The sequence below is a fragment of the Pseudomonadales bacterium genome, from assembly GCA_024234165.1.
Taxonomy (GTDB): domain Bacteria; phylum Pseudomonadota; class Gammaproteobacteria; order Pseudomonadales; family UBA5518; genus UBA5518.
Map to the genome: position 1 here is coordinate 830,639 of JACKOP010000001.1, position 23,136 is coordinate 853,774.

Sequence of the window (23,136 nt, forward strand, 5' to 3'; positions counted from 1 at the left end):
GCCGCTGCGCGTTCAGCGGCTACCGTAGGACATCAGACGCCGGAATCGTGTCTCCAGGAGCTCATCGAGCGGAATCCCGCGCAGGCGCCCCACCTCGGCAACGAGATGCTCGCGCACGCGCTGGGCCATCGTGTCGACGTCGCGATGCGCGCCGCCGAGCGGCTCGGGGATCGTGGCGTCGACGATGCCAAGCTCCTGCAGCACGCCCGAGGTCAGGCCCATCGCCTCTGCCGCCTCCGGTGCCTTCTCCGAAGTCTTCCAGATGATGTTTGCACAGCCTTCTGGCGAGATCACGAAATAGGTCGAGTACTGCAGCATCACGAGATGATCGCCGACACCGATCCCGAGTGCACCGCCCGAGCTGCCCTCGCCGACCACGACGCAGACGATCGGCGTACGCAGTCGCGACATCACCGCCAGATTCTGCGCGATCGCCTCGCTGATGCCGCGCTCTTCCGAATCGATTCCCGGATACGCACCGGGAGTATCGATCAACGTGATCACCGGCAGGCCGAAACGTTCGGCGAGTTCCATCAGCCGCAGCGCCTTGCGATAGCCCTCCGGCTTCGGCATGCCGAAGTTGCGTCGAACCTTGTCGTTCACGCTGCGGCCCTTCTCCTGGCCGATCACCATCACCGGCATCTCGTCAAGGCGTGCCAGACCGGCAACGATCGCGTTGTCGTCGGCGAACTTGCGATCACCGTGCAATTCGTCGAAATCCGTGAACACACGCTCGATATAGTCGAGCGTATACGGACGGCGCGGATGACGTGCGACCTTCACGACCTGCCACGGCGTCAGGTCCGCGTAGATCTTCTCGGTGAGTCGGTCGCTCTTCAGGCGAAGCTTTTCGATTTCATCTCCGATATTGATCTGGTTGTCGTTGCCGACCAGGCGCAACTCCTCGATTTTTGCCTCTAGCTCGGCAATCGGCTGTTCGAAGTCCAGATAGTTCGGATTCATCGGGAGAGTCGGATCCCGCGGGGCATCAAAGGGAGGTCAAGCTTAACAAGGCAACCGCGAAAGTGCCATGCGTGAATCCGGCTCGTGTGTGCTCCCGGCCTGTTCACGCGTAGCGCACTTGCACCCGTCCTGCGCCGAAGCGTTCACGCAGACGTGCGAGCGTCTCGTCTTCCGGCACCACCCGCCACTGCGAGCCCAGACTGAGTTCCGCCCGGGCGGCCGGCGCGGTATACACGACCCGCACCGCACAGCCATCAGACGCTCGCCCGCCACCGAGCAGATGCTCCAGCACCTGGGGAAAACCGCCGACGAAATCCGCCGCGTCGAGCTGCAGTACCAGCTCGCGTGCAAAGCGCCGCCGCGCCCCGGCCAGCGTGTATGCGGCGCTCGCACGCAGGCGCAACTCGCCGGAGACGTCGTCGATGCCGACCACCCCTTCGACGACCAGGATGGTGTCCTTGATCACGTGTTCGCGACAACCGGCGTAGCACTCGCCAAACAGGGCGACATCGATGCGTGCCGTGCGATCGTCGAGCTGCACGAACGCGATGTCATCGCCGCGCCGACTCTTCTTCGTGTGCATGCCGACGACCAGGCCGGCGACACGCTGCGGCTCCTGGTCCGGACGAAGCTGCGCGATGCGGGTGCGCACAAACTGAGCCAGCTCCGCTTCGTGATCGTCTATCGGATGACCGGTGACATAGAGCCCGAGCGTCTCCTTCTCGCCTCGCAGCCGTTCGCGAGCACTCCACGCCCGCGCGCGACGAAAGCCGGCATAGACATCGACCTCACTGCCAGCACCAGGCGTCGATTCGGCAAACATGTCGAGCAGGCCGATATCGGCCGCATGTGCCTGCTGTTCGGCAGCCTTGATCGCATCGTTCATCGCCGCCATCAGGACCGGCCTCTCGCCCTCGAGCCCGTCCATCGCACCGGAGCGGATCAGCGCTTCGAGCACGCGCTTGTTTACCTTGCGGGCATCGATACGCCGGCAGAACTCGAACAGATCCCGGAACGCGCCACCGCCGCTTCGCGCGGCGACGATGCTTTCCACCGGAGCTTCGCCGATACCCTTGATCGCGCCGAGTCCATAGACGACCTCCCCGCGTGCCCCGACGGTGAATCGATATTCACTGGCGTTCACGTCGGGCAGCACCAGCGGCAGACGCATGCGCCTGCACTCCTCGACGAACACGACGATCTTGTTGGTGTTGTGCATCTCCGACGACAGCACCGCTGCCATGAACTCCGCCGGATAATGGTGCTTCAGCCACGCGGTCTGGTAGGAAACCAGCGCGTATGCCGCCGAGTGCGACTTGTTGAAACCATAGCCGCCGAATTTTTCCATCAGGTCGAAAATCGGGGCAGCCACATCGGCAGCAATGCCATTGCGCTCTGCACCGGCGAGGAAGATCGCACGCTGCTCTGCCATCGCGTCGGCGTCCTTCTTGCCCATCGCGCGGCGCAGCAGGTCGGCCCCACCCAGCGTGTAGCCGGCCAGCACCTGCGCGATCTGCATCACCTGCTCCTGATACAGGATCACGCCATAGGTGTTTCCCAGGATCGGTTCGAGCAAGGGGTGCGGGTAGCGCACGGCGGCCCGACCGTGCTTGCGATCGATGAAGTCACCGACCATCCCCGACTCCAGCGGCCCCGGGCGGTAGAGTGCCACCAGCGCCACGATGTCCTCGAAACAGCTCGGTTTCAGCCCCTTGATCAACTCCTTCATCCCGCGCGATTCGAGCTGGAAAATGGCCGTGGTCTCGGCACGTGCCAGCAGTGCGTAGACCCCAGGGTCATCGAGCGGCAGCCGTTCGATGTCGATTGCCTCCTGGCCGGATGCCGTGCGCTTGCGATTCACCATCGCCAGCGTCCAGTCGATGATCGTCAGCGTACGCAGGCCGAGGAAGTCGAACTTCACCAGTCCGACCTTCTCGACGTCACTCTTGTCGAACTGCGCCACCGGACCGCCGCCCGCATCGTCGGCATAGAGCGGCACGAAATCGGTGAGTCTGGTCGGCGCGATCACCACACCGCCAGCGTGCTTGCCGACGTTGCGCGTAAGCCCCTCGAGCTTGAACGCCATGTCCATGATCTCGGCCGCTTCCTCGTTCTGGGCCACGAAGTCGCGCAAGGACGATTCCTGCTCCATCGCCTTGCCGAGCGTCATCCCGACCTCGAACGGAATCATCTTCGACAGTCGGTCGGCGAGCCCGTAGGACTTGCCCTGCACACGCGCAACGTCACGCACCACCGCCTTGGCAGCCATCGTGCCGAAGGTGATGATCTGCGACACCGCGTCACGCCCGTAGCGCTGCGCAACGTACGCGATGACCCGGTCACGCCCTTCCATGCAGAAGTCGATATCGAAATCCGGCATCGACACCCGCTCGGGATTCAGGAAGCGTTCGAACAGCAGGTTGTAGGGGAGTGGATCGATGTCGGTGATCCCGAGTGCGTAGGCAACCAGCGAACCTGCCCCGGATCCTCGCCCCGGACCGACCGGCACACCGTTACCCTTCGCCCAGCGGATGAAGTCCATCACGATCAGGAAGTAGCCCGCAAAACCCATCGCACCGATCGTCTGCAGCTCGAAGTCGAGCCGCTCCCGATAACGCTGCTCGTGCGCAGGGCCGTCTTCGATGCGTTCCAGCCGCACCGTGAGCCCCTCGTGTGCCGTTCGGCTCAGGAAATCCGCGATTTCCATCCCTGCGGGCACCGGGTAGTCCGGCAGGTACACCTTGCCCAGGTCGAGTCGCAGGTTGCAGCGACGCGCGATCTCGACGCTGTTCGCCAGCGCTTCGGGGATATCCTCGAACAGCTCGGCCATCTCCTGCACGCTGCGCAGGTACTGGCAGGGACTGTAGTTGCGTGGCCGTCGCGGGTCATCGAGCGTGCGGCTCTCCTGGATGCACACCCGCGCCTCGTGTGCCTCGTAGTCGTCACGCTCGAGAAAACGCACGTCGTTGGTTGCCACCACCGGGCAGCCGTGGCGTGTCGCGAGATCGACCGCGAGATGCAGGTACTCCTCCTCGCGCGCACGCCCGGCACGACTCAGCTCGATGTAGAAGCGATCCGGAAAGGCATTCATCCACGACTGGAGCAGTTGCGCAGCCTGTTCCGTGCGGCCCCCGAGCAACGCCTGGCCGATATCGCCGTCGTGACCACCGGACAGCGCGATGAGCCCGCTGGCACATTCCGCTATCCACTCGCGCGGAAACAGCGGACGCTCGAGATGCTGCCCCTCGAGCCAGCCGCGGGAGACGAGTCGGATCAGATTGCGATAACCCTCCTGCGAACACACGAGCAACGTCAGGGCACACGCCTGGCCTTCGTGCTCCACGCGCACGTCGCAGCCGACGATGGGCTTCAACCCCGCCGACTGCATCGCCTTGTAGAACTTGATCAACGCGAACAGATTGTCCTGGTCGGTCAGAGCGACCGCCGGCATGCCAAGTGCGGCAGCGCGGGCGGCCAGTTCCTCGACCCGCACCATGCCGTCGACCAGCGAATACTCCGAATGCAACCGGAGATGGACAAATGTGCTGCTCATGGGTGCCTCAGCGGGATTCGCCCGCATATTGTGCCGCGGCCGCACGCACCGGCGCAAAGGACAGCCGGTGGATCGGACTCGGCCCGAAGCGCTGCAGCGCTGCAAGGTGGGCGGCAGTCGGATAGCCCTTGTGGGAGGCGAAACCGTAATCGGGATAGCATGCGTGGAGCCTGCGCATCTCCTCGTCGCGTGCGACCTTCGCCAGCACCGACGCGGCGCTGATCGCAGGCACCAGATCGTCACCGCCGACCAGCGCGGCGCTGTGCCATGGCCAGTCCGGCAGACGGTTGCCGTCGACCAGCACGACCTCCGGTGTCGCGCTCAATCCCTGCACCGCACGGTGCATCGCAAGCAGGCTGGCCTGCAGTATGTTCAGTGTATCGATCTCGGCCACGCTGGCACGCGCTACCGACCATGCCAGAGCGCTCGTGCAAACGGTCTCGGCCAACGCTTCGCGACGCGCCGCACCGAGTTTCTTCGAATCACGCAGACCGGTAATCGAGCGCTCCGGCGCCAGAATCACCGCAGCCGCGAACACGTCGCCGGCGAGCGGTCCGCGACCCGCCTCATCGACACCGGCCACGCGCACACCGCTGGCCAGCAGTCCCTCCCAGTCGATCACCGTGCGCTCCCGCGACGCGCCAGCCCGAGCACCGCCTCTGCCGCACGTTCGGCAGCGCCACAGCGCAGTTCGGCGTGCAATGCGTCGAAACGCGCAACCAGTGCAGCGCGCAGCGCATCGTCACGCAGCAGGCGCAACAATTCGCGCGCGAGAGCCTGCGGCTGCACTTCGTCCTGCAACAACTCCGGCACCAGCGCATCGCCAGCGAGAATATTGGGCAACGCGACCCAGCGCGTGTGCAACATGCGTGAAATCAGCGCGTGCGAGATACTGGCCATGCGGTACGCCGTGACCATGGGTCGCTTGAACAGCATCGCCTCCAGCGTTGCGGTGCCACAGGCAACCAGCACCACATCGGCCGCCTCCAGCGCGCTGTGCGAATTCCCTTCGAGCAAGTGGAACGCCGGCGCCGAGGGCCGATTCTTCAGCAGTTCGCCAAGCACCTTGCGTGCACGCTCGTCCACCGCCGGCAGCAGGAACTGCAGATCCGGCACCTCACGCAGACAGATGTCGCAGGCGGCCAGGAACGGCGGCGCGAGGCGCGCCAGTTCACCACCCCGTGACCCGGGCAGCACCGCGATCAGCGGACGCGCCGCATCGAGCCCAAGACGCACACGCGCCGCTGCGCGATCGGGAACCGGAGCGATACGATCGGCCAGCGGATGCCCGACGTAACACGCATCGACGCCGTTCTCCGCGTACAGCTTCTGCTCGAACGGGAACAGCGTCAGCATCAGATCGACACTGCGTCGGATCGTCGCGATGCGACCACTGCGCCACGCCCAGACCGACGGACTCACGTACTGGGCCACCGGGATCCCGCGTTCACGCAGACGCCGTTCGAGACCGAGATTGAAATCCGGCGCATCGATACCGACGAATGCCGCCGGCCGATCACGCAGGAAATCGTGTGCCAGCATGGCACGCAGACGCAGCAGCTCAGGCAGGCGCCGCAACGGTTCGACGAGCCCCATCACGGCGAGCCGTTCCGCAGGCGCAAGAATCCGCATCCCCTGCCGGTGCATGCGTTCGCCACCGACACCGCGAACATCCAGCACCGGGACACGCGCCCGCAGGGCTGCCAGCAGATCGGCGCCGAGCATGTCTCCCGAATGTTCGCCGGCGACCATGCCGAGTTGCAGTGAACTGCCGGGGGCCATCCCGTGTGCACCGCTCAGCGGGCGATTCCCCGCGTGGCGACCGCAATCGATTCGGCGAACACACGTACCGCCTCGTGCTCTGCGGCCAGATCACTGATCGTGCGTAACGCTTCGTCTACGGTAAGTTTCTGCCGATACACGGTGCGATAGGCAGTACGCAGCGCGGCAATCGCCTGCGCAGAGAAACCACGGCGTCGCAGCCCTTCGTGGTTGATGCCCTTCGCGCGTGCCGGGCTGCCGGAGACCAGCACGAATGCCGGCACGTCCTTGCCGATCGCACTGCCCATCGCGGCGAAACTGTGCGCGCCGATGTGCACCCGCTGGTGCACCAGTGCGTAGCCTCCCAGGATCGCCCAGTCACCGACGACGACATGTCCGGCAATCGCGGCATTGTTGACGAGGATCGCGTGATTGCCGATCACACTGTCGTGACCGACGTGCGCGTAGGCCATCAGCAGGTTGTCGTTGCCGATCGTGGTCATCGCACGGTCCTGGACCGTGCCACGATGGATCGTCACACCTTCGCGGATGATGTTGCGATCACCGATCTCCAGCCGGGTCGGTTCGCCCCGGTACTTCTGGTCCGCGCTGTCCTCGCCCACCGATGCGAACTGGAAGATGCGATTGTCGGCACCGATGCGCGTCGGCCCCTTGATGACCACGTGCGACGCAATGACCGTACCCGGTCCGATCTCGACGTCGGGACCGATCACACAGAACGGCCCGATACGCACATCGGATGCGATGCGCGCCTGCGGGTCGATATCGGACCGAGCGTCGATCACCGCTTGCGATCCGCGCAGAGAATCGTTGCTTCACAGGCCATCTGGCCATCGACGGTAGAGCGGCACGCAAACTTCCAGATACCGCGCTTCTCGGTCACGATCGAAGCCTCGAGTTGCAGCCTGTCGCCCGGAACCACCGGCCGCTTGAAGCGCAGATCGTCCGCTCCGACGAAATAGTAGATCGATCCGTCCGCAGGCTTCTTGTTCATCGTGCGGAAACCAAGAATGCCGGCAGCCTGGGCCATGGCCTCGATGATCAGCACCCCGGGCATCACCGGCAGATCCGGAAAGTGTCCCTGAAAAAAGCCTTCATTGCCGGTCACGTTCTTGTAGGCGACGATCGAATGCCCCGGTTCGAGCGCGATCACGCGGTCGACCAGCAAGAACGGGTAGCGATGCGGCAGGTATTCACGAATCTCGTTGATGTCCATCAGCATCCCGCCGGATCCTCCGTTTCCTGGTCGCCCGATGCACTGCGCGCGAGCAACCGCTCCACACGTCGCAGGCGACGGTTCATTTCGTCCAGCTCGCCGAAGCGAAGCGCCGAACGCTTCCAGCGCTGCAAGGTCTGCAGCACGGTGCCGGAAGTATAAACACCCGGCTCCTCGATCGAGCGCGTCACCAGACTCATCGGGGTTATCGTCACCCCGTCCGTCACTTCGATATGCCCGACCAGTCCGGCGCCCCCGCCGATCCGGCAACGCTTCCCGATCCGCACGCTGCCTGCGATTCCGGCACAGCCGGCAATCGCCGTATGAGCACCGACACGTGCGTTGTGCGCAATCTGCACCTGGTTGTCTATCTTGACGCCACTCTCGACCACGGTATCACCGAGCGTACCGCGGTCTATCGTCGTGCCGGCACCGATCTCGACGTCGTCACCGATCTCGACTCCACCCAGTTGCGCGATCTTTTCCCAGCCGGCCGATCCGGGTGCGAAACCGAACCCGTCCGCACCGAGCACTGCACCGGCGTGTACCGTGACACGGTCGCCCAGACGCACGCCATGGTACAGCACGACGTTCGCCCACAAGCGACAATCGCGACCGACCCGGCTGCCCGCACCGATCCGGCAGCCCGGACTCACGACGCTGCATTCGCCGATCTCGGCGCCTGCCTCGATCGAACAATGCGCGCCAATGCTCGCCGATGGGTGCACCCGTGCATCGGATGCAATCACCGCCGATGCATGTACACCGGGTTCTGGGCGTGTCAGCTCGAGGAACAGTTGCGACAGCGTCGCGAAGGCGCGATAGGGGTCATCGACCAGCAGACAGTCGGTCGGACAATCACTCGCGATCGCAGGGGTCAGTACGACCGCACCCGCGCGGGTGGCCGCGAGGTGACGGCGGTACGCCGATGAAGCGAGGAATGCGAGCTGATCCGGGCAAGCATGCTCGATGTCACCGACGCCACGGATCAGGCGTGCCGGGTCTCCCCGCAACCGTGCGCCGACGAGGGCAGCGAGTTCACCGAGCTGGTATTCCATCGGGGAGCCCCTGTGGCGTGACTTCCCGCGACAGCATCAGGTGCGCTTCGCCGCGACTTCGACTTCGTTCGCCAGACCGGCTCCGCGTGCGCTCACTTGCCGCCCTGGTTCAGCTTGTCGGTCACCTTTGCATCGAGTACGAACCCCGGCTCTGCGTACAACGCGGCCTGCGCGTTCAGCAGCAGGCCAATGCCTTCCGCCTTGATCAGGTCCATGACCACCGTGTTGGCACGCGGCCCGAGTTCACGCATCACCCGCTGGGCGACCGTGGCCTGTGCCTGCTGCAGCTTCTTCGCGACGAACTCGAAATCGGTTTCCACGTCCTTCAGCTTGCGCGCCTGCTCCGCCTCCTGCTCCGCGCTCATCACCTCGCGGTTCTTGTTGAACTGCTGCGCGAGATCCTCGTACTGCTTTTTGAGGCGATCGTATTCCTTCTTGTTGCTCTGGAAGTCCGGCGTCTGGCGCAGTGCTTCAAGCTGCTTCTGTGCCTCGTTGGTTTCGAAGATCGCCTTCTCGAGGTTCAACACCGCAACCTTGCCCTCTGCCAGAGCGAGACCGGGGACCAGGGTAATCAGACAGGCAATCGCTGCAACACGGCCAAGACGCATCACGTCGGAACTCCAAAGATTCAGGTAATCGGGGGCCAATTCGTCAAAAACCCTGACCGAGCGAGAACTGGAATATCTCGGTCCTGTCCCAGCGCTCTTCGTTGAGCGGCTTTGCGAGGCTGAAGGTTATCGGGCCGAAGCCTGTTATCCACGTCACCCCGAAACCCACCGAATAGCGCAGCTCGCCGAAATCAAGGTCGGAGCATATTACTTGCGTGACAGCGCAATTGGTATCAAAAACATTACCGAAATCGACGAATACGCCGGAGCGCACCGAACGCTGATCCTTGATGAACGGCAACGGGAACAGCACTTCCATGCCACCCTCGATCAGCACGTTACCACCGAAGGAGTTGTACCGGTCGTCGTAGCCGAGCGGGCTGTAGAGAACCTTTTCCCCTTCGGGGCCGCACTTTGTGTGCGCCGGGTTCGTGTCGCTATCGCGTGCGCAGGTCACATAGACGTAGTTGCGCTGGAAATCGACGATGTTCCCCTCGCTGTCGTACTCCGGGATGTTCAGGATCGTGTAGCGCAGCGCAGGCGTGCTCTGCGGGCCGAGCGTGTTGCTCTTGAAGCCGCGTACCGAACGGAAGCCTCCGGAGAAGAAATTCTCGTAGAACGGCAGCCCCTTCGTATCGCCCCAGCCGTCGCCGTAACCGATATCGGTGCGCAGGCGCAAGGTGAAATCCCGCCACACCGGAATGAACACCTGACCGCTGTACATCAACTTCCAGTAGGTGAGATCGCTTCCCGGACCGGCAACCTGTAACGATAGGTTCTGCGAATAGCCGCGCGTCGCGAGCTGGCCACGGTTCAGTGTCGACTGCGACCAACTGCCGGTCATCGTGTAGTTGTCGAAACGATCTCCATGTAGATCGAGGAAACCCTTCGGAATCCCTGCCTGGAACACATCACCGGGAACCGGCGAACGGATCACCGCGGGATCGAACCATCCGTTGCCCCCCACACCATCGTTGAGATCGCTCTGGCTGATGTAGCCGATCGTATCCTTGATCGGGCGCGGACTACCGGAAATTTCCTGCACCGCGCCAATGCCCGCACCGATATCGGTTCGGCTGATACCGAAACTCAACCCCAGTCGCTGCGTTTCGCTGATCGGGTAGCCGAAGCTCACCGTCGCACCGATGGTATCGGTGGTATAGCTCGCAATATTGATTTCCTCGAGATCGGTAGCGCGGTAGAACACCGAAAAACCACGACTGACGCCGTCCTCGGTGTAGTACGGGTTCACGTAGCTGAAGCTGTACAGATCCTGGTACTTGCTGGAGTTCAGCCCGATCCCCACCTGCTTGCCGGTACCGAGAAAGTTGTTCTGCTGCAGGTTCGCACCCAGGATCAGGCCGGCGTCCTGCGCGTAGCCGATGCTTGCACCGATGCTGCCGGAAGACTGCTCCTCGACCGTGTACTGCACGTCGATCATGTCGTCGGTACCCGGTACCGCGACATTTTCGGTCTTGACCTCCTTGAAGAAGCCGAGCCGCTCCAGGCGCACCCGCGACTGTTCGATCAGCGCCGAAGACGCCGGTGCCGACTCCATCTGGCGCATCTCGCGCCGCAACACCTCATCCACGCTCTTGGTGTTGCCGCGGAATTCGATGCGGCGCACGTAGGTGCGCTTGCCGGGGTCGACGAAGAACTTCATTGCCACCGTATGGTCCGTGTCGTCGATTTCGGGGATACCGTTGACCTTCGCAAAGGTATAGCCCTCGACCCCGAGCCGCTTCGTGATCATCTCCTCGGTGTTCGTCACCTGGACCTGCGAAAAGTCCTGTCCCTCCTGCATCAGCAACAGCCCACGCACCTCCTTTTCCGGAATCACGATGTCGCCGGACACGTCGACCTTGCTGACCTTGTACTTGTCGCCTTCGGTGATATTGACCGTGAGGTATACCGCGCTGCGATCCGGAGTGATCGCCACCTGCATGGAATCGATATTGAAGCGGATGTAGCCGCGATCGAGGTAGTACGAACTGAGTTTCTCCAGATCGCCGTTCAGCTTCTCGCGCGAGTACTTGTCGTTGCCACTCAGCCACGAAAACCAGCCGGTGGTCTTCAGTTCGAACAGATTCACGAGTTCGTCGTCTTCGAACACCGTGTTGCCGACGATGTTGATGTGCTTGATGCGTGCGACACTGCCCTCGCTGATATCGATGTTCACGGCCACCCGGTTGCGGGCCTGTTCCGCGACCTCGGTTTCGATACGTGCATCGTAGCGACCCTGGCTCACGTACTGGCGCTGCAACTCGACCCGCATCTGCTCGAGCGTGGCACGCTGGAACACCTGCCCCACTGCAAGCCCGGCCTCCTTGAGGCCTTTCAACAGATCCTCGGTCTTGATCGCCTTGTTGCCTTCAATGTTGATCTCGCTGATCGACGGGCGCTCGACCAGCGTGATCACCAGCACGTCACCGTCGCGCCCGATCTGCACGTCGTCGAAATTGCCCGAGCGGAACAGCGCGCGCGCGGTCTCCGCTATCGCCGCATCGTCGACACGGTCGTTCACCTTGATCGGAATGTCGTTGAACACACTGCCGGGAGAGATCCGCTGCAGGCCTTCGACCCGAATGTCGGAAATCACAAAGGATTCCGCGCAGACAGCGCCGGCCAATGCCAACCAGAGGAAGATGACCGTGAGATGACGCATCATTGGGAGTGCCCGAGAGTCCTTTGCCGGGATGAGTGCCCGGTTTGTGCGGAATATGGATCAGTTCGCAGCCAGCCGGTTCAGATCGTTGTACAGCGCCAGCAGCATCACACCTACCAGGATCACCAGACCCACCTGGTAACCCAGCATCTGCACCCGTTCCGATACCGGACTGCCCTTGACCATCTCGATCAGGTAATAGACCAGATGTCCACCGTCGAGCACGGGAATGGGGAACAGGTTCAGCACTCCGAGGCTGATGCTGAGCAGCGCGAGAAAGCCGATGTAGCTCTCCAGGCCCGCGCGCGCCGAATCGGTCGCCACTTTAGCAATCGTGATAGGTCCGCTCAAGTTTTTCGGGGAAATCATCCCCTCGAACATCTTCTTCACCGAATCGACGGTAAATGCCGTCAATGACCAGGTCTGTGCCAACGCCGGCCGCCATGCCGCCAACACCCCATAGCGTTCCGTGCGCAACATTTCTGCAGGCCATGGCTGCTCGGCCACGCTGACGCCCACCTGCCCGATCGTGGCACCATCGGGCCCCTTCACTGCGGCAGGCGTCACCTGCACGTGCAGGCGTTCGCCCCCGCGGTCGAGTTCCACCGCGAGTTCACGCCCTGCGCCGGCGCGCACCGTCGTGACCCAGGCATCCCAGGAGACTACCGGTTCGCCGTTTACCGCGACCACCAGATCTCCGGCACGCATCCCCGCACGCGCGGCAGGACTGTCAGCCAGCACGTTGCCGACGCGCGCTGCAAGCGCTGGCGTCCAGAACGAGAGTCCCAGCCCAGCGAGCAGATCAGGGTCGTCCTTGCCGGCCAGCCAGTCGCTGATCCTGGCCGTCGATTCGTAGACCAACGCAGACTGCTCCTGTCCGTAACGCACCGAGAAACGGATTTCCCCGCTTTCGCCGAGGCGCTTCAGCAAACGCATCACGACCGCCTGCCGCGTCGGTGTCGGCTCCCCGTCGACCGCGATGATCTCCTGTCCACGTTCGAGGCCTGCAGCGTCGGCGATCGAACCCGGAGTGACTCCGCCGATCACCGGTGCGAGTCCAGGCACACCGCTCACGTAGAGTGCATAGAACGCAACGATGGCGAGCAGAAAATTCGCCAGCGGACCAGCGGCAACGATCGCGAAACGTGCTCCTACCGGCTTGCGGTTGAAACTGCGGTGCAGCTCCGTCGCCGCTACCGCGCCCTCGCGCTCGTCGAGCATCTTGACGTAACCGCCAAGCGGTATCGCGGCAAGTACGTACTCGGTTCCATCACGCCCCGTACGCCGCCACAACGCACGGCCAAAACCGATCGAGAAGCGCAGCACTCGCACGCCTGCCCTTCGGGCGACGAAGAAATGCCCATATTCATGCACTGCCACCAGGATGCCCAGAGTCAGCACGGTGATCGCAACCGTCTGCAGCAACTCCACGTTCTTCAGCCCCCCCTCTCGACGCCGATCAGGCACGACGCGAACGCCCGTGCCTCTGCGTCGATCGCTTTGACCTCGTCGAGCGATGCCGGTTCGACACTGCCAAGCCGATCGAGCACACCACCGATCACGGCGGCGATACGCGTGAAACCGAGTCGCCCATCCAGAAACTCCTGCACGGCGATTTCGTTTGCAGCGTTCAGCACCACCGGAGCCGAGCCACCGGTACGCGCTGCCTGTAACGCCAGCCCGAGGCACGGGAAACGTTCGAAATCGGGAGGCTCGAACGCCAGTGCCGCGGCTCGCGCGAGGTCGAGCGATGCCGCACCCGACGGAATCCGCTCGGGCCATGCCAGACCACAGGCGATCGGAACGCGCATATCGGGATTGCCGAGTTGGGCCAGCACCGATCCGTCGACGAATTCGACCAGCGAGTGCACCACGCTCTGCGGGTGTATGAGCACCTCGATCCGCTCGGCCGGCATCCCGAACAGCCAGCAGGCCTCGATCAGTTCCAGGCCCTTGTTCATCATGGTCGCCGAATCGACCGAGATCTTGCGTCCCATCACCCAGTTCGGATGCGCGACCGCCTGCTCGGGAGTCACGCCCGCGAGTGCAGCCGGAGCCAGCGAACGAAACGGTCCCCCCGAGGCAGTCAGCAGCAGGCGTTGCACCAGCGGTGATCGCTCGCCAGCACGATAGCCGCCAGGAAGGCACTGGAAGATGGCATTGTGTTCGCTGTCGATCGGCAACAGCGTGGCGCCACCAGCAGCCACCGCATCCATGAAGAAGCGCCCGGCCATCACCAGCGCCTCCTTGTTCGCCAGCAGCACACGCTTGCCTGCACGTGCGGCGGCGATCGTCGGCATCAGACCGGCTGCGCCGACGATCGCCGCCATCACGACATCGACATCCGGGTGTGCGGCAACCGCCTCCAGACCAGCGGTGCCGTCGAGCACATCGACAGCAAGGTTTTCGGCGCGCACCGCTGCACGCAACCTGGCCGCAGCTCCCGGATCCGCGACCACCGCGTAACGTGGCAGGTGCACGCGGCACTGCGCCAGCAATTCCTGCCAGCGACGGCCGCAGCCGAGCGCGAACACGCGGTAACGCCCGGGATTGCGCGCGATCACGTCCAGCGTGCTGTCACCGATCGACCCGGTGGAGCCCAGCACCGTAACCCGCAGGCAGTCTCCGTTCACGGCACCAACCCGGTCCGCGCAAGCACGAACGCAAACACCGGCAATCCGGCACTCAGGCTGTCCAGCCGATCGAGCAAGCCGCCGTGTCCCGGCAGCAGCGAACCGCTGTCCTTCTGCCCGCCGTGGCGCTTGACCATGCTCTCGAGCAGGTCGCCGAACACCGCTGCAACCGCGGTGAGCACCGCCAGTACGCACCACAGAGCAAGCTGCGCTGCGGCCAAACCAAGCCCGATCCCGACCGCAAGCGCGAACAGCAGGCTGGCGCACAACCCGCCAGCGAACCCCGCCCACGTCTTGCCGGGGCTGACGCGCGGCATCAACTTCGGACCTCCGATCCGGCGCCCCGCGAAGAACGCACCCATATCGGCGAATGCAATCAGCGCGATCACGTAGATCAACAGGTATTCGCCCTGCGGCAACGCTCGCAGGAATACCAGCGCGAGCCAGGGTGGAACCAGCACGACGAGTCCGACCAGCAGCAGCGACCAGCGCGAACCCCAGACATCCGAACCGGCCGGATAGGCTTTTACTGCAAGCGCTGCAAGCGCCCAGAAGCCGAGCACCGGCCCGATCACTGCGACCAGTGCACGGCCATCCGCAGCCGCAACCGATCCCAGTGCTCGCACGCCGATCCCCATCGTCGCTGCGACCAGCACGACGCACACCGCGCGCGCTGCCAGGGACCTGAACCCGGCCAGCGCCGACCACTCCCACGCCCCTCCCAGGACCAGCAGGCCAAACAGCGTTGCCGTGATCAGCGGTGAGGTGAACAGCACCACGGCCAGCACCAGTGAGGCGAATACCAGACCCGTCACGATGCGCTGTTTCAACATGCCACCACCTGCGGCGCCTGCGGCCGGGCACCGAAGCGCCGCTCGCGCGCCGCGTAGTCACCCAGCGCCTGCCTGAACTCGCTCACGTCGAAATCCGGCCAGTAGCATTCCGTGAAATAGAGTTCCGTATAGGCAAGCTGCCAGAGCAGGAAATTGCTGATGCGGTGATCACCACCGGTCCGGATCAACAGGTCGGGCGGCGGCAGCTCACCCAGGCACAGCCGAGCCTGCACGTCCGCGGCATCGATGCGCTCCGGGTCCAGGCGCCCGACGGCCGCCTCACGCGCCAGGGTGCGGGCAGCCTGCACGATGTCCCACTGTCCGCCGTAATCCGCCGCGATGACCAGAGTGGACGCCGTATTGGCGACCGTCTGCTGTTCCGCCTCGGCCATCAGGCGCCCGATCCGCGGACCGAAGCGCTCGCGATCACCGATGATACGTATCCGGATGCCGCTTGCATCGAGTTCACGCACCTCGCGTCGCAGATAGCGCGCGAACAGCGCCATCAGTCCGCGCACCTCGTCAGGCGGACGCTGCCAGTTCTCGCTGCTGAATGCGAACAGCGTGAGCACGCTGATCCCATGCTCCCGGCACGCCCGCAGCAGCTTGCGTATCACCTCGACTCCCGCACGATGACCTGCCAGCGCAGGCAAGCCGCGAGCACGCGCCCAGCGACCGTTGCCATCCATGATGACGGCGACGTGTTGCGGTACGCGCTGCGCGGCTTCAGCCGGGGACTTCGTCACGGATTGCATGCGAGTGTCGTGCGCCACCCACTCAGATTTCCATCAGGTCCTTTTCCTTGGCCGCGAGGTGCTGGTCGATCTCGGTGACGAAACGATCGGTGAGCTTCTGCACCTCGTCGAGCGCACGCCGCTCCTCGTCTTCGGAAATCGCCTTTTCCTTCAGCAGATCCTTGAGATCCGAGTTGACGTCCTTGCGCACGTTGCGCACGGCAACCCGTGCCAGTTCGGCCTCCTGGCGCGCCTGCTTGATGTAACCCTTGCGGGTTTCCTCGGTCAGTGCCGGCATCGGCAACCGGATCACCTGTCCCGCCGTGGATGGATTGAGGCCGAGGTCGGATTTCATGATCGCCTTCTCGACATCCGGGACCATGCTCTTTTCCCACGGGGTCACCACCAGCATGCGCGCATCCTCGACGGTGATGTTGGCAACCTGGTTGAGCGGTACCTCGTTACCGTAATAGGACACCCGTACGGTGTCGAGCAAGCTCGGATGCGCGCGGCCGGTCCGGATCTTGTTGAACGCAGCGCCGAGCAGCTCGACGCTCTTGCGCATGCGTGTTTCGGCATCCTTTCTGAGATCGTTGATCACGCTGACTCCTCCACTCCTATTCGATCAGGGTGCCTTCATTTCCGCCCATCACGATGCTCAATAGCGCGTTCGGCTTGTCCATCGCGAACACGCGCACCGGCATCTGGTGATCCCGGCACAGGCAGATCGCGGTCAGGTCCATCACGCCGAGCTTGCGATCGAGCACCTCGTCGTAGCTCAGCCGGTCGAAGCGAACCGCAGCCGGGTCGGTCATCGGATCGCTGGTATAGACACCATCGACCTTGGTCGCCTTCAGCACCAGCTCGGCATTCACCTCGATCCCGCGCAGGCAGGCCGAGGAATCCGTGGTAAAGAACGGATTGCCGGTGCCTGCAGCGAAGATCACCACATCGCCTTGCGCGAGCTGGCGTATGGCCTTGCGACGATCGTAATGATCGACGATCCCGCTCATCGGGATCGCTGACATGATTGCCGAGGAAATATTCGAACGCTCGAGTGCGTCACGCATCGCCAGCGCGTTCATCACGGTGGCCAGCATCCCCATGTGGTCACCGGTAACCCGATCCATTCCCGCCGCGTGCAGCGAGGCTCCGCGGAACAGGTTGCCGCCTCCGATGACCAGTCCGACCTGGACCCCGATACCGACCAACTGGCCGATCTCGAGTGCCATGCGGTCGAGGATGCGCGGGTCGATGCCCAGGCTCTCGTTACCCATCAACGCCTCCCCGCTCAGCTTGAGCAGGATGCGTTTGTACTTCTTGTCCTTCGGCTTGTGCATCGCGCGACGCCTGACTTGCCAGCAAACGCGCGTCAGTCTACAGGCAACCGCACGCCACGTCTGCGCAGGATTCCCGCGCACGGAGAGCACCCATGCGCGGCCATTCGCTCAACCCTTCAACTGGGCAGCCACCTCGGCAGCGAAATCCTTTTCTTCCTTCTCGATACCCTCGCCAACCTCGAAGCGCACGAATCCGCCCAGTTCCGCACCGGCCTGCTTCAGCAGCTTGCCGACGGTGATTTCCGGATCCTTCACGAAGGGCTGCTCCGACAGGCTGATTTCAGCGAGGAACTTGCGCACCCGGCCTTCGATCATCTTCGCAACGATATCAGCCGGCTTGCCGCTGTCAGCCGCTTGCGCGACCAGGATCTCGCGCTCCTTCTCGATCACCGCCGCCGGCACCTCGGCCGGTGTCGCGTACTGCGGATTGATCGCCGCGACGTGCATGGCGACGTCGCGCGCGGTTTCTGCCGAACCGCCCTTCAGGGCGACCAGCACACCGATCTTGCCGTTGCTGTGCACATAGCTGCCGACCACGCCACCCGGCGCCGCCAGCGCGTGCAGACGACGAACCGTGATGTTTTCACCGATCTTCTGCACCAGCGCTTCACGCTCCGCCTCCAGCGCACCGGTCATCAGCGTGCCGACGTCGGTGCTGCGCTGAGCGAGCGCGGTGTCGGCGACCTTGGCGACAAAACCGAGAAAGTTGTCGTCACGGGCAACGAAGTCGGTCTCACTGTTCACCTCGAGCAGCATGCCGTAGTCCGACCCGGCGATGCGCGCACAGACCACGCCGTCGGCTGCGGTACGACCGGCCTTCTTCGCCGCCTTCATGCCGCTCGACTTGCGCAGTTCCTCGACCGCCCGTTCGATGTCGCCATCCGCTTCGACCAGCGCCTTCTTGCACTCCATCATGCCGAGGCCGGTCCGCTCACGCAGTTCCTTGACCATCGACGCCGTGATATCAGCCATTGCCGTGCTCTCCAACAAACGGTTTGTGCAAGCAGAAGCGGCGGCATGGAAGCCGCCGCCAGTGATTCGCTGCCGGCCAGCCGGCAGCGCACCCGGATCAGGCGTCCCGGGTCTCGGCGCCAACCTCGACGAACTCGTCGCGCGACCCGATACCGCCGCCGTCCTGGCGACCGGCAACGCAGGCATCGGCAATCGCCGATACATAAAGCCTGATCGCACGGATCGAGTCGTCGTTGCCCGGAATCAGATAGTCGATTCCTTCCGGATCGCTGTTCGTGTCACAGATGCCGATCACCGGAATGCCGAGCTTGCGCGCTTCGCTGATCGCAATATGTTCGTGGTCCACGTCGATGACGAACATCGCATCCGGCAGTCCGCCCATGTCCTTGATGCCACCGATGCTCTGCTCGAGCTTGGCCATCTGGCGCGAGCGCATCAGCGCTTCCTTCTTCGTCAGCCGTGCGAACGTACCGTCCTGGCTCTGCTGTTCGAGTTCACGCAGACGCTTGATCGAAGCGCGAATCGTCTTGTAATTGGTCAGCATGCCGCCGAGCCAGCGATGACTGACGTAGGGCATGCCGGCGCGCTGCGCCTCTTCCTCGATGATCTTGCTCGCCGAGCGCTTGGTGCCGACGAACAGCAGCCGGTTCTTGTTTCCGGCGAGCTGGCGCACGAAGCCAAGCGATTCGTTGAACGCGACGGCAGTATGCTCGAGGTTGATGATGTGAACCTTGTTGCGGGCACCGAAGATGTATTGCTTCATCTTCGGATTCCAGTAGCGGGTCTGGTGTCCGAAGTGAACACCGGCCTGCAGCATTTCCTTCATGGAAACGTGAGTCATGATTGCACCTTGCATTGTCAGGGTTGAGCCTCCACGCACCCCATGATCCGACCTGTGCAGCGATTCCCGCCGCGTCGGGCACCCCGGAGCATGTGCCGATGCGTGTGTGTCGTTCGGATCCACTCGTACGGCGCCCGACCGGATGGTCGGACCTGCCGCGGCAGCATCCCGCCCCATGCGTGGACCAGGTCCAGCGCGGGGCGGGCGGCTTTATACCACAGCACCACCGCGAACAGAAGTCGCGGCTGGTCCGGCTCCGACTATTGCCGGTATTGGGCCGATGCCGTGCGTGAGCCCTGGTTTACAATGGCAGCCATAGCCAGACGGTGAGTTGCCGTGCCACGCGCTCCGGAAGCCGAAACCATCATGAAGAGCCAGCCGAATCCGCCGCCGGGGTTCATCAAGAATCCGGCCGAAATCGAACGCATGCGCGTCGCCGGACGCCTTGCGGCAGACGTGATCGAAATGATCACGCCGCACGTACAGCCCGGCATCAGCACCGGGGAACTCGACCGTATCTGCCACGATTTCATCGTGAACGTGCAACAGGCGGTCCCGGCGCCTCTCAACTACCACGGCTTCCCGAAGTCGATCTGCACTTCGGTCAATCAGGTCGTATGCCACGGCATTCCCAGCGACAAGCGCATCCTCAAGCACGGCGACATCGTCAACATCGACATCACCGTAATGAAAGACGGTTATTACGGTGACACCAGCGTGATGTTCCTCGTGGGGCGCCACGAAGTCCATGCCGAACGGTTGGTACGAATCACGCAGGAATGCCTGTACCGCGCGATCGACGTGGTGCGCCCGGGTGCACATCTCGGCGACATCGGCCACGTGATCCAGCAGCACGCGGAGGCCAGCTACTACTCTGTGGTGCGCGAGTACTGTGGTCACGGCATCGGCAGCCAGTTCCACGAAGAGCCGCAGGTGCTGCATTACGGGCGACCCGGCACCGGCATGCAACTGCTGGAAGGCATGACGTTCACGATCGAACCGATGATCAACGCCGGCAAGCGCCACACGAAACTGTCACAGCGCGATGGCTGGACCGTGGAAACCCGTGACGGCCGGCTCTCGGCGCAGTGGGAGCACACGCTGCTGGTGACCATCAACGGCTGCGAGGTGCTTACCGCGCGCCGCGGGGAACCATGGCGCGAGGCGGACTGAACCGATGTCAGAACAGGCGCCACCGCAAGACGGAGAGCAGATTGCCGCACGTCTTGCCGATGGCACTGCATTGCTTGCGGCCGTACGCGACCAGCTCGCACTGATCGGAGCGGACCTGGATCGGCGCTTCCTCGCCGGAGAAGACATCCACACGCTGGTCACCGAGCGTGCGCTGCGTCTCGATGTGGTACTCGACTGTCTCTGGACCCACTACGGGCTCGCCGCGGAGCCGTGCATCGCGCTGCTCGCGGTCGGTGGCTACGGTCGCGGGGAACTGCATCCACATTCCGACATCGACCTGCTGGTACTGCTGACCGACGAGTCGGTCCGCGGTCTGCATGCGGATGCGCTCGAAGCGTTCATCACCTGCCTCTGGGACACGCGTCTGACGATCGGCCACAGCGTGCGCACGCTCGCCGAATGCCGTGAGGCAGCTGCAGCCGACATCACGATCGTGACTGCGCTGATGGAGGCACGCACGCTCTGCGGTGACGACGCACTGCGCGAGCGGCTCGCGATGCTCACCGGTCCCGGCCAGATCTGGCCAAGTGCCGACTTCTTCCGCGCCAAATGGGACGAACAGAAGGCCCGTCACCACAAGTTCAACGACACCGAATACAACCTGGAACCGAACATCAAGGGCTGTCCGGGCGGTTTGCGCGACGTGCAGACCGTCGGCTGGGTCGCCAAGCGCCACTTCCACGCCACCAGCACGCTCGAGCTCGTCGCTCGCGGTTTCCTCAGCGAAGCCGAGTACCGCACGCTGATGCGAGGGCAGGATTTTCTGTGGCGAATCCGCTACGGCCTGCACATGCTCGCCAAACGCGCCGAGGACCGCCTGCTGTTCGACTACCAGCTCGGTCTGGCGCGCATGTTCGGCTACGCCGACGACGAACGCGGGCTTGGTGTCGAGCACTTCATGAAAGACTGTTTTCGCTGGGTACTGCGCCTCGGCGTCCTCAACGAAATGCTGACCCAACTGTTCGATGAAGCGATCCTGCGCGCCTGCGAACCGGTTGACCCGTACGAACTCAACCAGCGGTTTCGCGTCTGCAACGGCTGTCTCGAGGTGGCCCACGACAACGTGTTCCGCAAGAGTCGCTGGGCGCTGATCGAGATGTTCACGTTGATGGCGCAGCACGAATTCATCGTCGGCGTACGTGCAACCACGATCCGTCTGGTGAACAAGTCGGGCCATCTGATCGACGACGAACTGCGTCGTGATGCACACGCAAACCGCTTGTTCCTGCAGTTGCTCGCCTCGCCGTGGCACGTCGCCACACAGCTTGACCGCATGAAACGCTACGGTGTGCTGGGGCGTTTCATCCCCGAATTCGGCGGTATCATCGGCCAGACCCAGCACGATCTGTTCCACGTGTATTCGGTCGATTCACACACGATCCGTGTGGTGCGCAACATGCGCATATTCCTGCAGCCGCAGGCACGCGAGGAATTCCCGATCGCAGCGCACGCGATCAAGCGCCTGCCGCGCCCGGAACTGTTGTACCTGGCTGGATTGTTCCACGACATCGCTAAGGGGCGCGGCGGTGACCACAGCGAACTCGGCGCAATCGATGCAGCCGCATTCTGCAACCGCCTGGAACTCAGTCCACGCGAAACCGGACTCGTCGTCTGGCTGGTGCGCAACCACCTGCAGATGTCGACCACCGCGCAGCGCAAGGACATCTCGGACCCGGAAGTCATCGAAACCTTCGCCCGCCTGGTTTCGGACCAGGCACACCTCGATCACCTGTACACGCTCACCGTGGCGGACATCACGGCAACGAATCCCACACTGTGGAACAGCTGGCGTGCCAGCCTGCTGCATTCCCTGTACGTACAAACCAAGCGCGCGTTGCGACGCGGGCTCGAGAATCCGATGGATCGCGGTGAACGCATCGCGGAAACACGTGCAGCAGCACTCAACCTGCTTCACAACCGCGGCGCCGATTCACAGCGTGTCGAGGCGCTGTGGGCGCACATGGGGCAGGATTATTTTCTGCGTGAGGACGCCGCCGACATCGCCTGGCACACCGAGGCAATCCTCGCACGCACCGACAGCGACACCCCGGTAGTGCTGACCAAGGCCGCCGGCAGCCGCTTCGATCCGGTGACCCAGATCTTCATCTATACGCGTGATCGCGATCATCTGTTCGCGGTGATAACCGCAACCATGGAACAGCTCGGACTGAATGTGCACGGCGCGCGTCTGTATTCCTCGGCCGATCACCACACGCTCGATACCTTCTTCGTACTCGAGCAGGATGGCAGACCGGTGCCTCCCGGCGGATCGCGTGCGGCGCAGATCCGCAGAGCGTTGACCGATCAGCTGACCGGCACGGAACACTATCTCGACGTCGTGCAACGCCACACACCGCGCGCACTGAAATACTTCACGGTGCCGACCGAAACACGCCTCACGACCGACCCTTCCGGCAGCCACTCGATCCTCGAGGTGATGACTCCTGATCGTGCCGGCCTGCTCGCGCGCATCGGAAGAGTGTTCTTCGTCTTCGGCATCAAGGTGCGCAACGCACGCATCACCACGCTCGGCGCTCGCGTCGAGGACGTTTTCTTCATCACCGATGCCACACACCATCCGATCGAGGATCCGGTACTGGCCAGCGACCTGCAGCAAGCGATCCGTGCTGCACTCGATCGCAACGAGGCTGCTCCGATGCCGCCACCTGCGAGACCGTGATTTCCGCCTCCCGCAAGGCCTTCTGCTCTCTCCGGCATGCGTCCGGGGTTCACAGCCCGAGGAC

Annotated in this window: 19 protein-coding genes; 2 read left to right on the top strand and 17 right to left on the bottom strand. The window is 63.4% G+C overall.

The genetic code is table 11. The features are described 5' to 3' along the window. Positions 1-12: 12 nt before the first annotated feature. The 17 genes from H7A12_03435 to rpsB all read right to left on the bottom strand — a co-directional run bounded on the left by H7A12_03435 (position 13) and on the right by rpsB (position 19,198). A complete protein-coding gene (locus tag H7A12_03435) occupies positions 13-963 on the bottom strand; it encodes an acetyl-CoA carboxylase carboxyltransferase subunit alpha (GenBank protein MCP5319871.1) in 951 nt (316 codons plus the stop codon). Positions 964-1,066: 103 nt separating this feature from the next. Continuing rightward, the gene (dnaE, locus tag H7A12_03440) at positions 1,067-4,516 is read right to left on the bottom strand and encodes a DNA polymerase III subunit alpha (protein MCP5319872.1); all 3,450 of its coding nucleotides are present in this window, start codon (positions 4,514-4,516) and stop codon (positions 1,067-1,069) included. 7 nt (positions 4,517-4,523) lie between these two features. Beyond that, positions 4,524-5,105 carry a ribonuclease HII gene (gene rnhB / locus H7A12_03445; protein MCP5319873.1) on the bottom strand — a complete coding sequence of 194 codons (582 nt, stop codon included), beginning with the start codon at positions 5,103-5,105 and terminating at the stop codon, positions 4,524-4,526. A 29-nt stretch (positions 5,106-5,134) separates the two neighbouring features. Beyond that, on the bottom strand, positions 5,135-6,298 hold the full coding sequence (gene lpxB, locus H7A12_03450; GenBank protein ID MCP5319874.1) for a lipid-A-disaccharide synthase: 1,164 nt from the start codon (positions 6,296-6,298) through the stop codon (positions 5,135-5,137). Between the two features lie 14 nt (positions 6,299-6,312). Further along, entirely contained in the window at positions 6,313-7,083 is a 771-nt protein-coding gene (lpxA, locus tag H7A12_03455) for an acyl-ACP--UDP-N-acetylglucosamine O-acyltransferase (protein MCP5319875.1), read from the bottom strand. Next, entirely contained in the window at positions 7,080-7,520 is a 441-nt protein-coding gene (gene fabZ / locus H7A12_03460) for a 3-hydroxyacyl-ACP dehydratase FabZ (GenBank protein MCP5319876.1), read from the bottom strand. Before fabZ ends, lpxA begins: the two co-directional genes overlap by 4 nt. Next, entirely contained in the window at positions 7,514-8,572 is a 1,059-nt protein-coding gene (gene lpxD, locus H7A12_03465) for a UDP-3-O-(3-hydroxymyristoyl)glucosamine N-acyltransferase (GenBank protein ID MCP5319877.1), read from the bottom strand. The genes fabZ and lpxD overlap by 7 nt, the downstream gene beginning before the upstream one ends. A gap of 92 nt (positions 8,573-8,664) precedes the next feature. Beyond that, complete coding sequence (locus H7A12_03470; protein MCP5319878.1) at positions 8,665-9,183, bottom strand: OmpH family outer membrane protein; 519 nt, start codon at positions 9,181-9,183, stop codon at positions 8,665-8,667. A 40-nt stretch (positions 9,184-9,223) separates the two neighbouring features. Further along, positions 9,224-11,848 (bottom strand): outer membrane protein assembly factor BamA, encoded by a 2,625-nt coding sequence (gene bamA / locus H7A12_03475; GenBank protein MCP5319879.1) that lies wholly within the window; start codon positions 11,846-11,848, stop codon positions 9,224-9,226. Positions 11,849-11,905: 57 nt separating this feature from the next. Then, the gene (gene rseP, locus H7A12_03480) at positions 11,906-13,276 is read right to left on the bottom strand and encodes an RIP metalloprotease RseP (protein ID MCP5319880.1); all 1,371 of its coding nucleotides are present in this window, start codon (positions 13,274-13,276) and stop codon (positions 11,906-11,908) included. 5 nt (positions 13,277-13,281) lie between these two features. Beyond that, positions 13,282-14,478, bottom strand: a complete 1,197-nt coding sequence (locus H7A12_03485) for a 1-deoxy-D-xylulose-5-phosphate reductoisomerase (protein MCP5319881.1) — start codon at positions 14,476-14,478, stop codon at positions 13,282-13,284. Continuing rightward, positions 14,475-15,311, bottom strand: a complete 837-nt coding sequence (locus tag H7A12_03490; protein ID MCP5319882.1) for a phosphatidate cytidylyltransferase — start codon at positions 15,309-15,311, stop codon at positions 14,475-14,477. The genes H7A12_03485 and H7A12_03490 overlap by 4 nt, the downstream gene beginning before the upstream one ends. Beyond that, entirely contained in the window at positions 15,305-16,066 is a 762-nt protein-coding gene (gene uppS, locus H7A12_03495; GenBank protein MCP5319883.1) for a di-trans,poly-cis-decaprenylcistransferase, read from the bottom strand. Before uppS ends, H7A12_03490 begins: the two co-directional genes overlap by 7 nt. A gap of 22 nt (positions 16,067-16,088) precedes the next feature. Beyond that, positions 16,089-16,646 carry a ribosome recycling factor gene (frr, locus tag H7A12_03500; GenBank protein MCP5319884.1) on the bottom strand — a complete coding sequence of 186 codons (558 nt, stop codon included), beginning with the start codon at positions 16,644-16,646 and terminating at the stop codon, positions 16,089-16,091. Positions 16,647-16,662: 16 nt separating this feature from the next. Then, on the bottom strand, positions 16,663-17,385 hold the full coding sequence (gene pyrH, locus H7A12_03505; protein ID MCP5319885.1) for a UMP kinase: 723 nt from the start codon (positions 17,383-17,385) through the stop codon (positions 16,663-16,665). Positions 17,386-17,493: 108 nt separating this feature from the next. Beyond that, entirely contained in the window at positions 17,494-18,357 is an 864-nt protein-coding gene (locus H7A12_03510; GenBank protein ID MCP5319886.1) for an elongation factor Ts, read from the bottom strand. Positions 18,358-18,454: 97 nt separating this feature from the next. After that, on the bottom strand, positions 18,455-19,198 hold the full coding sequence (gene rpsB / locus H7A12_03515) for a 30S ribosomal protein S2 (protein MCP5319887.1): 744 nt from the start codon (positions 19,196-19,198) through the stop codon (positions 18,455-18,457). 366 nt (positions 19,199-19,564) lie between these two features. Here rpsB and map point away from each other — a divergent pair, with 366 nt between their 5' ends. Beyond that, on the top strand, positions 19,565-20,371 hold the full coding sequence (gene map, locus H7A12_03520; GenBank protein ID MCP5319888.1) for a type I methionyl aminopeptidase: 807 nt from the start codon (positions 19,565-19,567) through the stop codon (positions 20,369-20,371). Positions 20,372-20,375: 4 nt separating this feature from the next. After that, positions 20,376-23,072, top strand: a complete 2,697-nt coding sequence (gene glnD / locus H7A12_03525; protein ID MCP5319889.1) for a [protein-PII] uridylyltransferase — start codon at positions 20,376-20,378, stop codon at positions 23,070-23,072. Positions 23,073-23,136 lie beyond the last annotated feature (64 nt).

Bases quoted from the DNA above. Each gene is read 5' to 3' on its own strand.
- H7A12_03490 (MCP5319882.1), bottom strand. From the start codon at position 15,311: ATGTTGAAACAGCGCATCGTGACGGGTCTGGTATTCGCCTCACTGGTG.
- map (MCP5319888.1), top strand. From the start codon at position 19,565: ATGAAGAGCCAGCCGAATCCGCCGCCGGGGTTCATCAAGAATCCGGCC.
- fabZ (MCP5319876.1), bottom strand. From the start codon at position 7,520: ATGCTGATGGACATCAACGAGATTCGTGAATACCTGCCGCATCGCTAC.
- dnaE (MCP5319872.1), bottom strand. From the start codon at position 4,516: ATGAGCAGCACATTTGTCCATCTCCGGTTGCATTCGGAGTATTCGCTG.
- pyrH (MCP5319885.1), bottom strand. From the start codon at position 17,385: ATGCACAAGCCGAAGGACAAGAAGTACAAACGCATCCTGCTCAAGCTG.
- uppS (MCP5319883.1), bottom strand. From the start codon at position 16,066: ATGCAATCCGTGACGAAGTCCCCGGCTGAAGCCGCGCAGCGCGTACCG.
- lpxD (MCP5319877.1), bottom strand. From the start codon at position 8,572: ATGGAATACCAGCTCGGTGAACTCGCTGCCCTCGTCGGCGCACGGTTG.
- rpsB (MCP5319887.1), bottom strand. From the start codon at position 19,198: ATGACTCACGTTTCCATGAAGGAAATGCTGCAGGCCGGTGTTCACTTC.
- H7A12_03435 (MCP5319871.1), bottom strand. From the start codon at position 963: ATGAATCCGAACTATCTGGACTTCGAACAGCCGATTGCCGAGCTAGAG.
- bamA (MCP5319879.1), bottom strand. From the start codon at position 11,848: ATGATGCGTCATCTCACGGTCATCTTCCTCTGGTTGGCATTGGCCGGC.
- H7A12_03510 (MCP5319886.1), bottom strand. From the start codon at position 18,357: ATGGCTGATATCACGGCGTCGATGGTCAAGGAACTGCGTGAGCGGACC.
- glnD (MCP5319889.1), top strand. From the start codon at position 20,376: ATGTCAGAACAGGCGCCACCGCAAGACGGAGAGCAGATTGCCGCACGT.
- lpxB (MCP5319874.1), bottom strand. From the start codon at position 6,298: ATGGCCCCCGGCAGTTCACTGCAACTCGGCATGGTCGCCGGCGAACAT.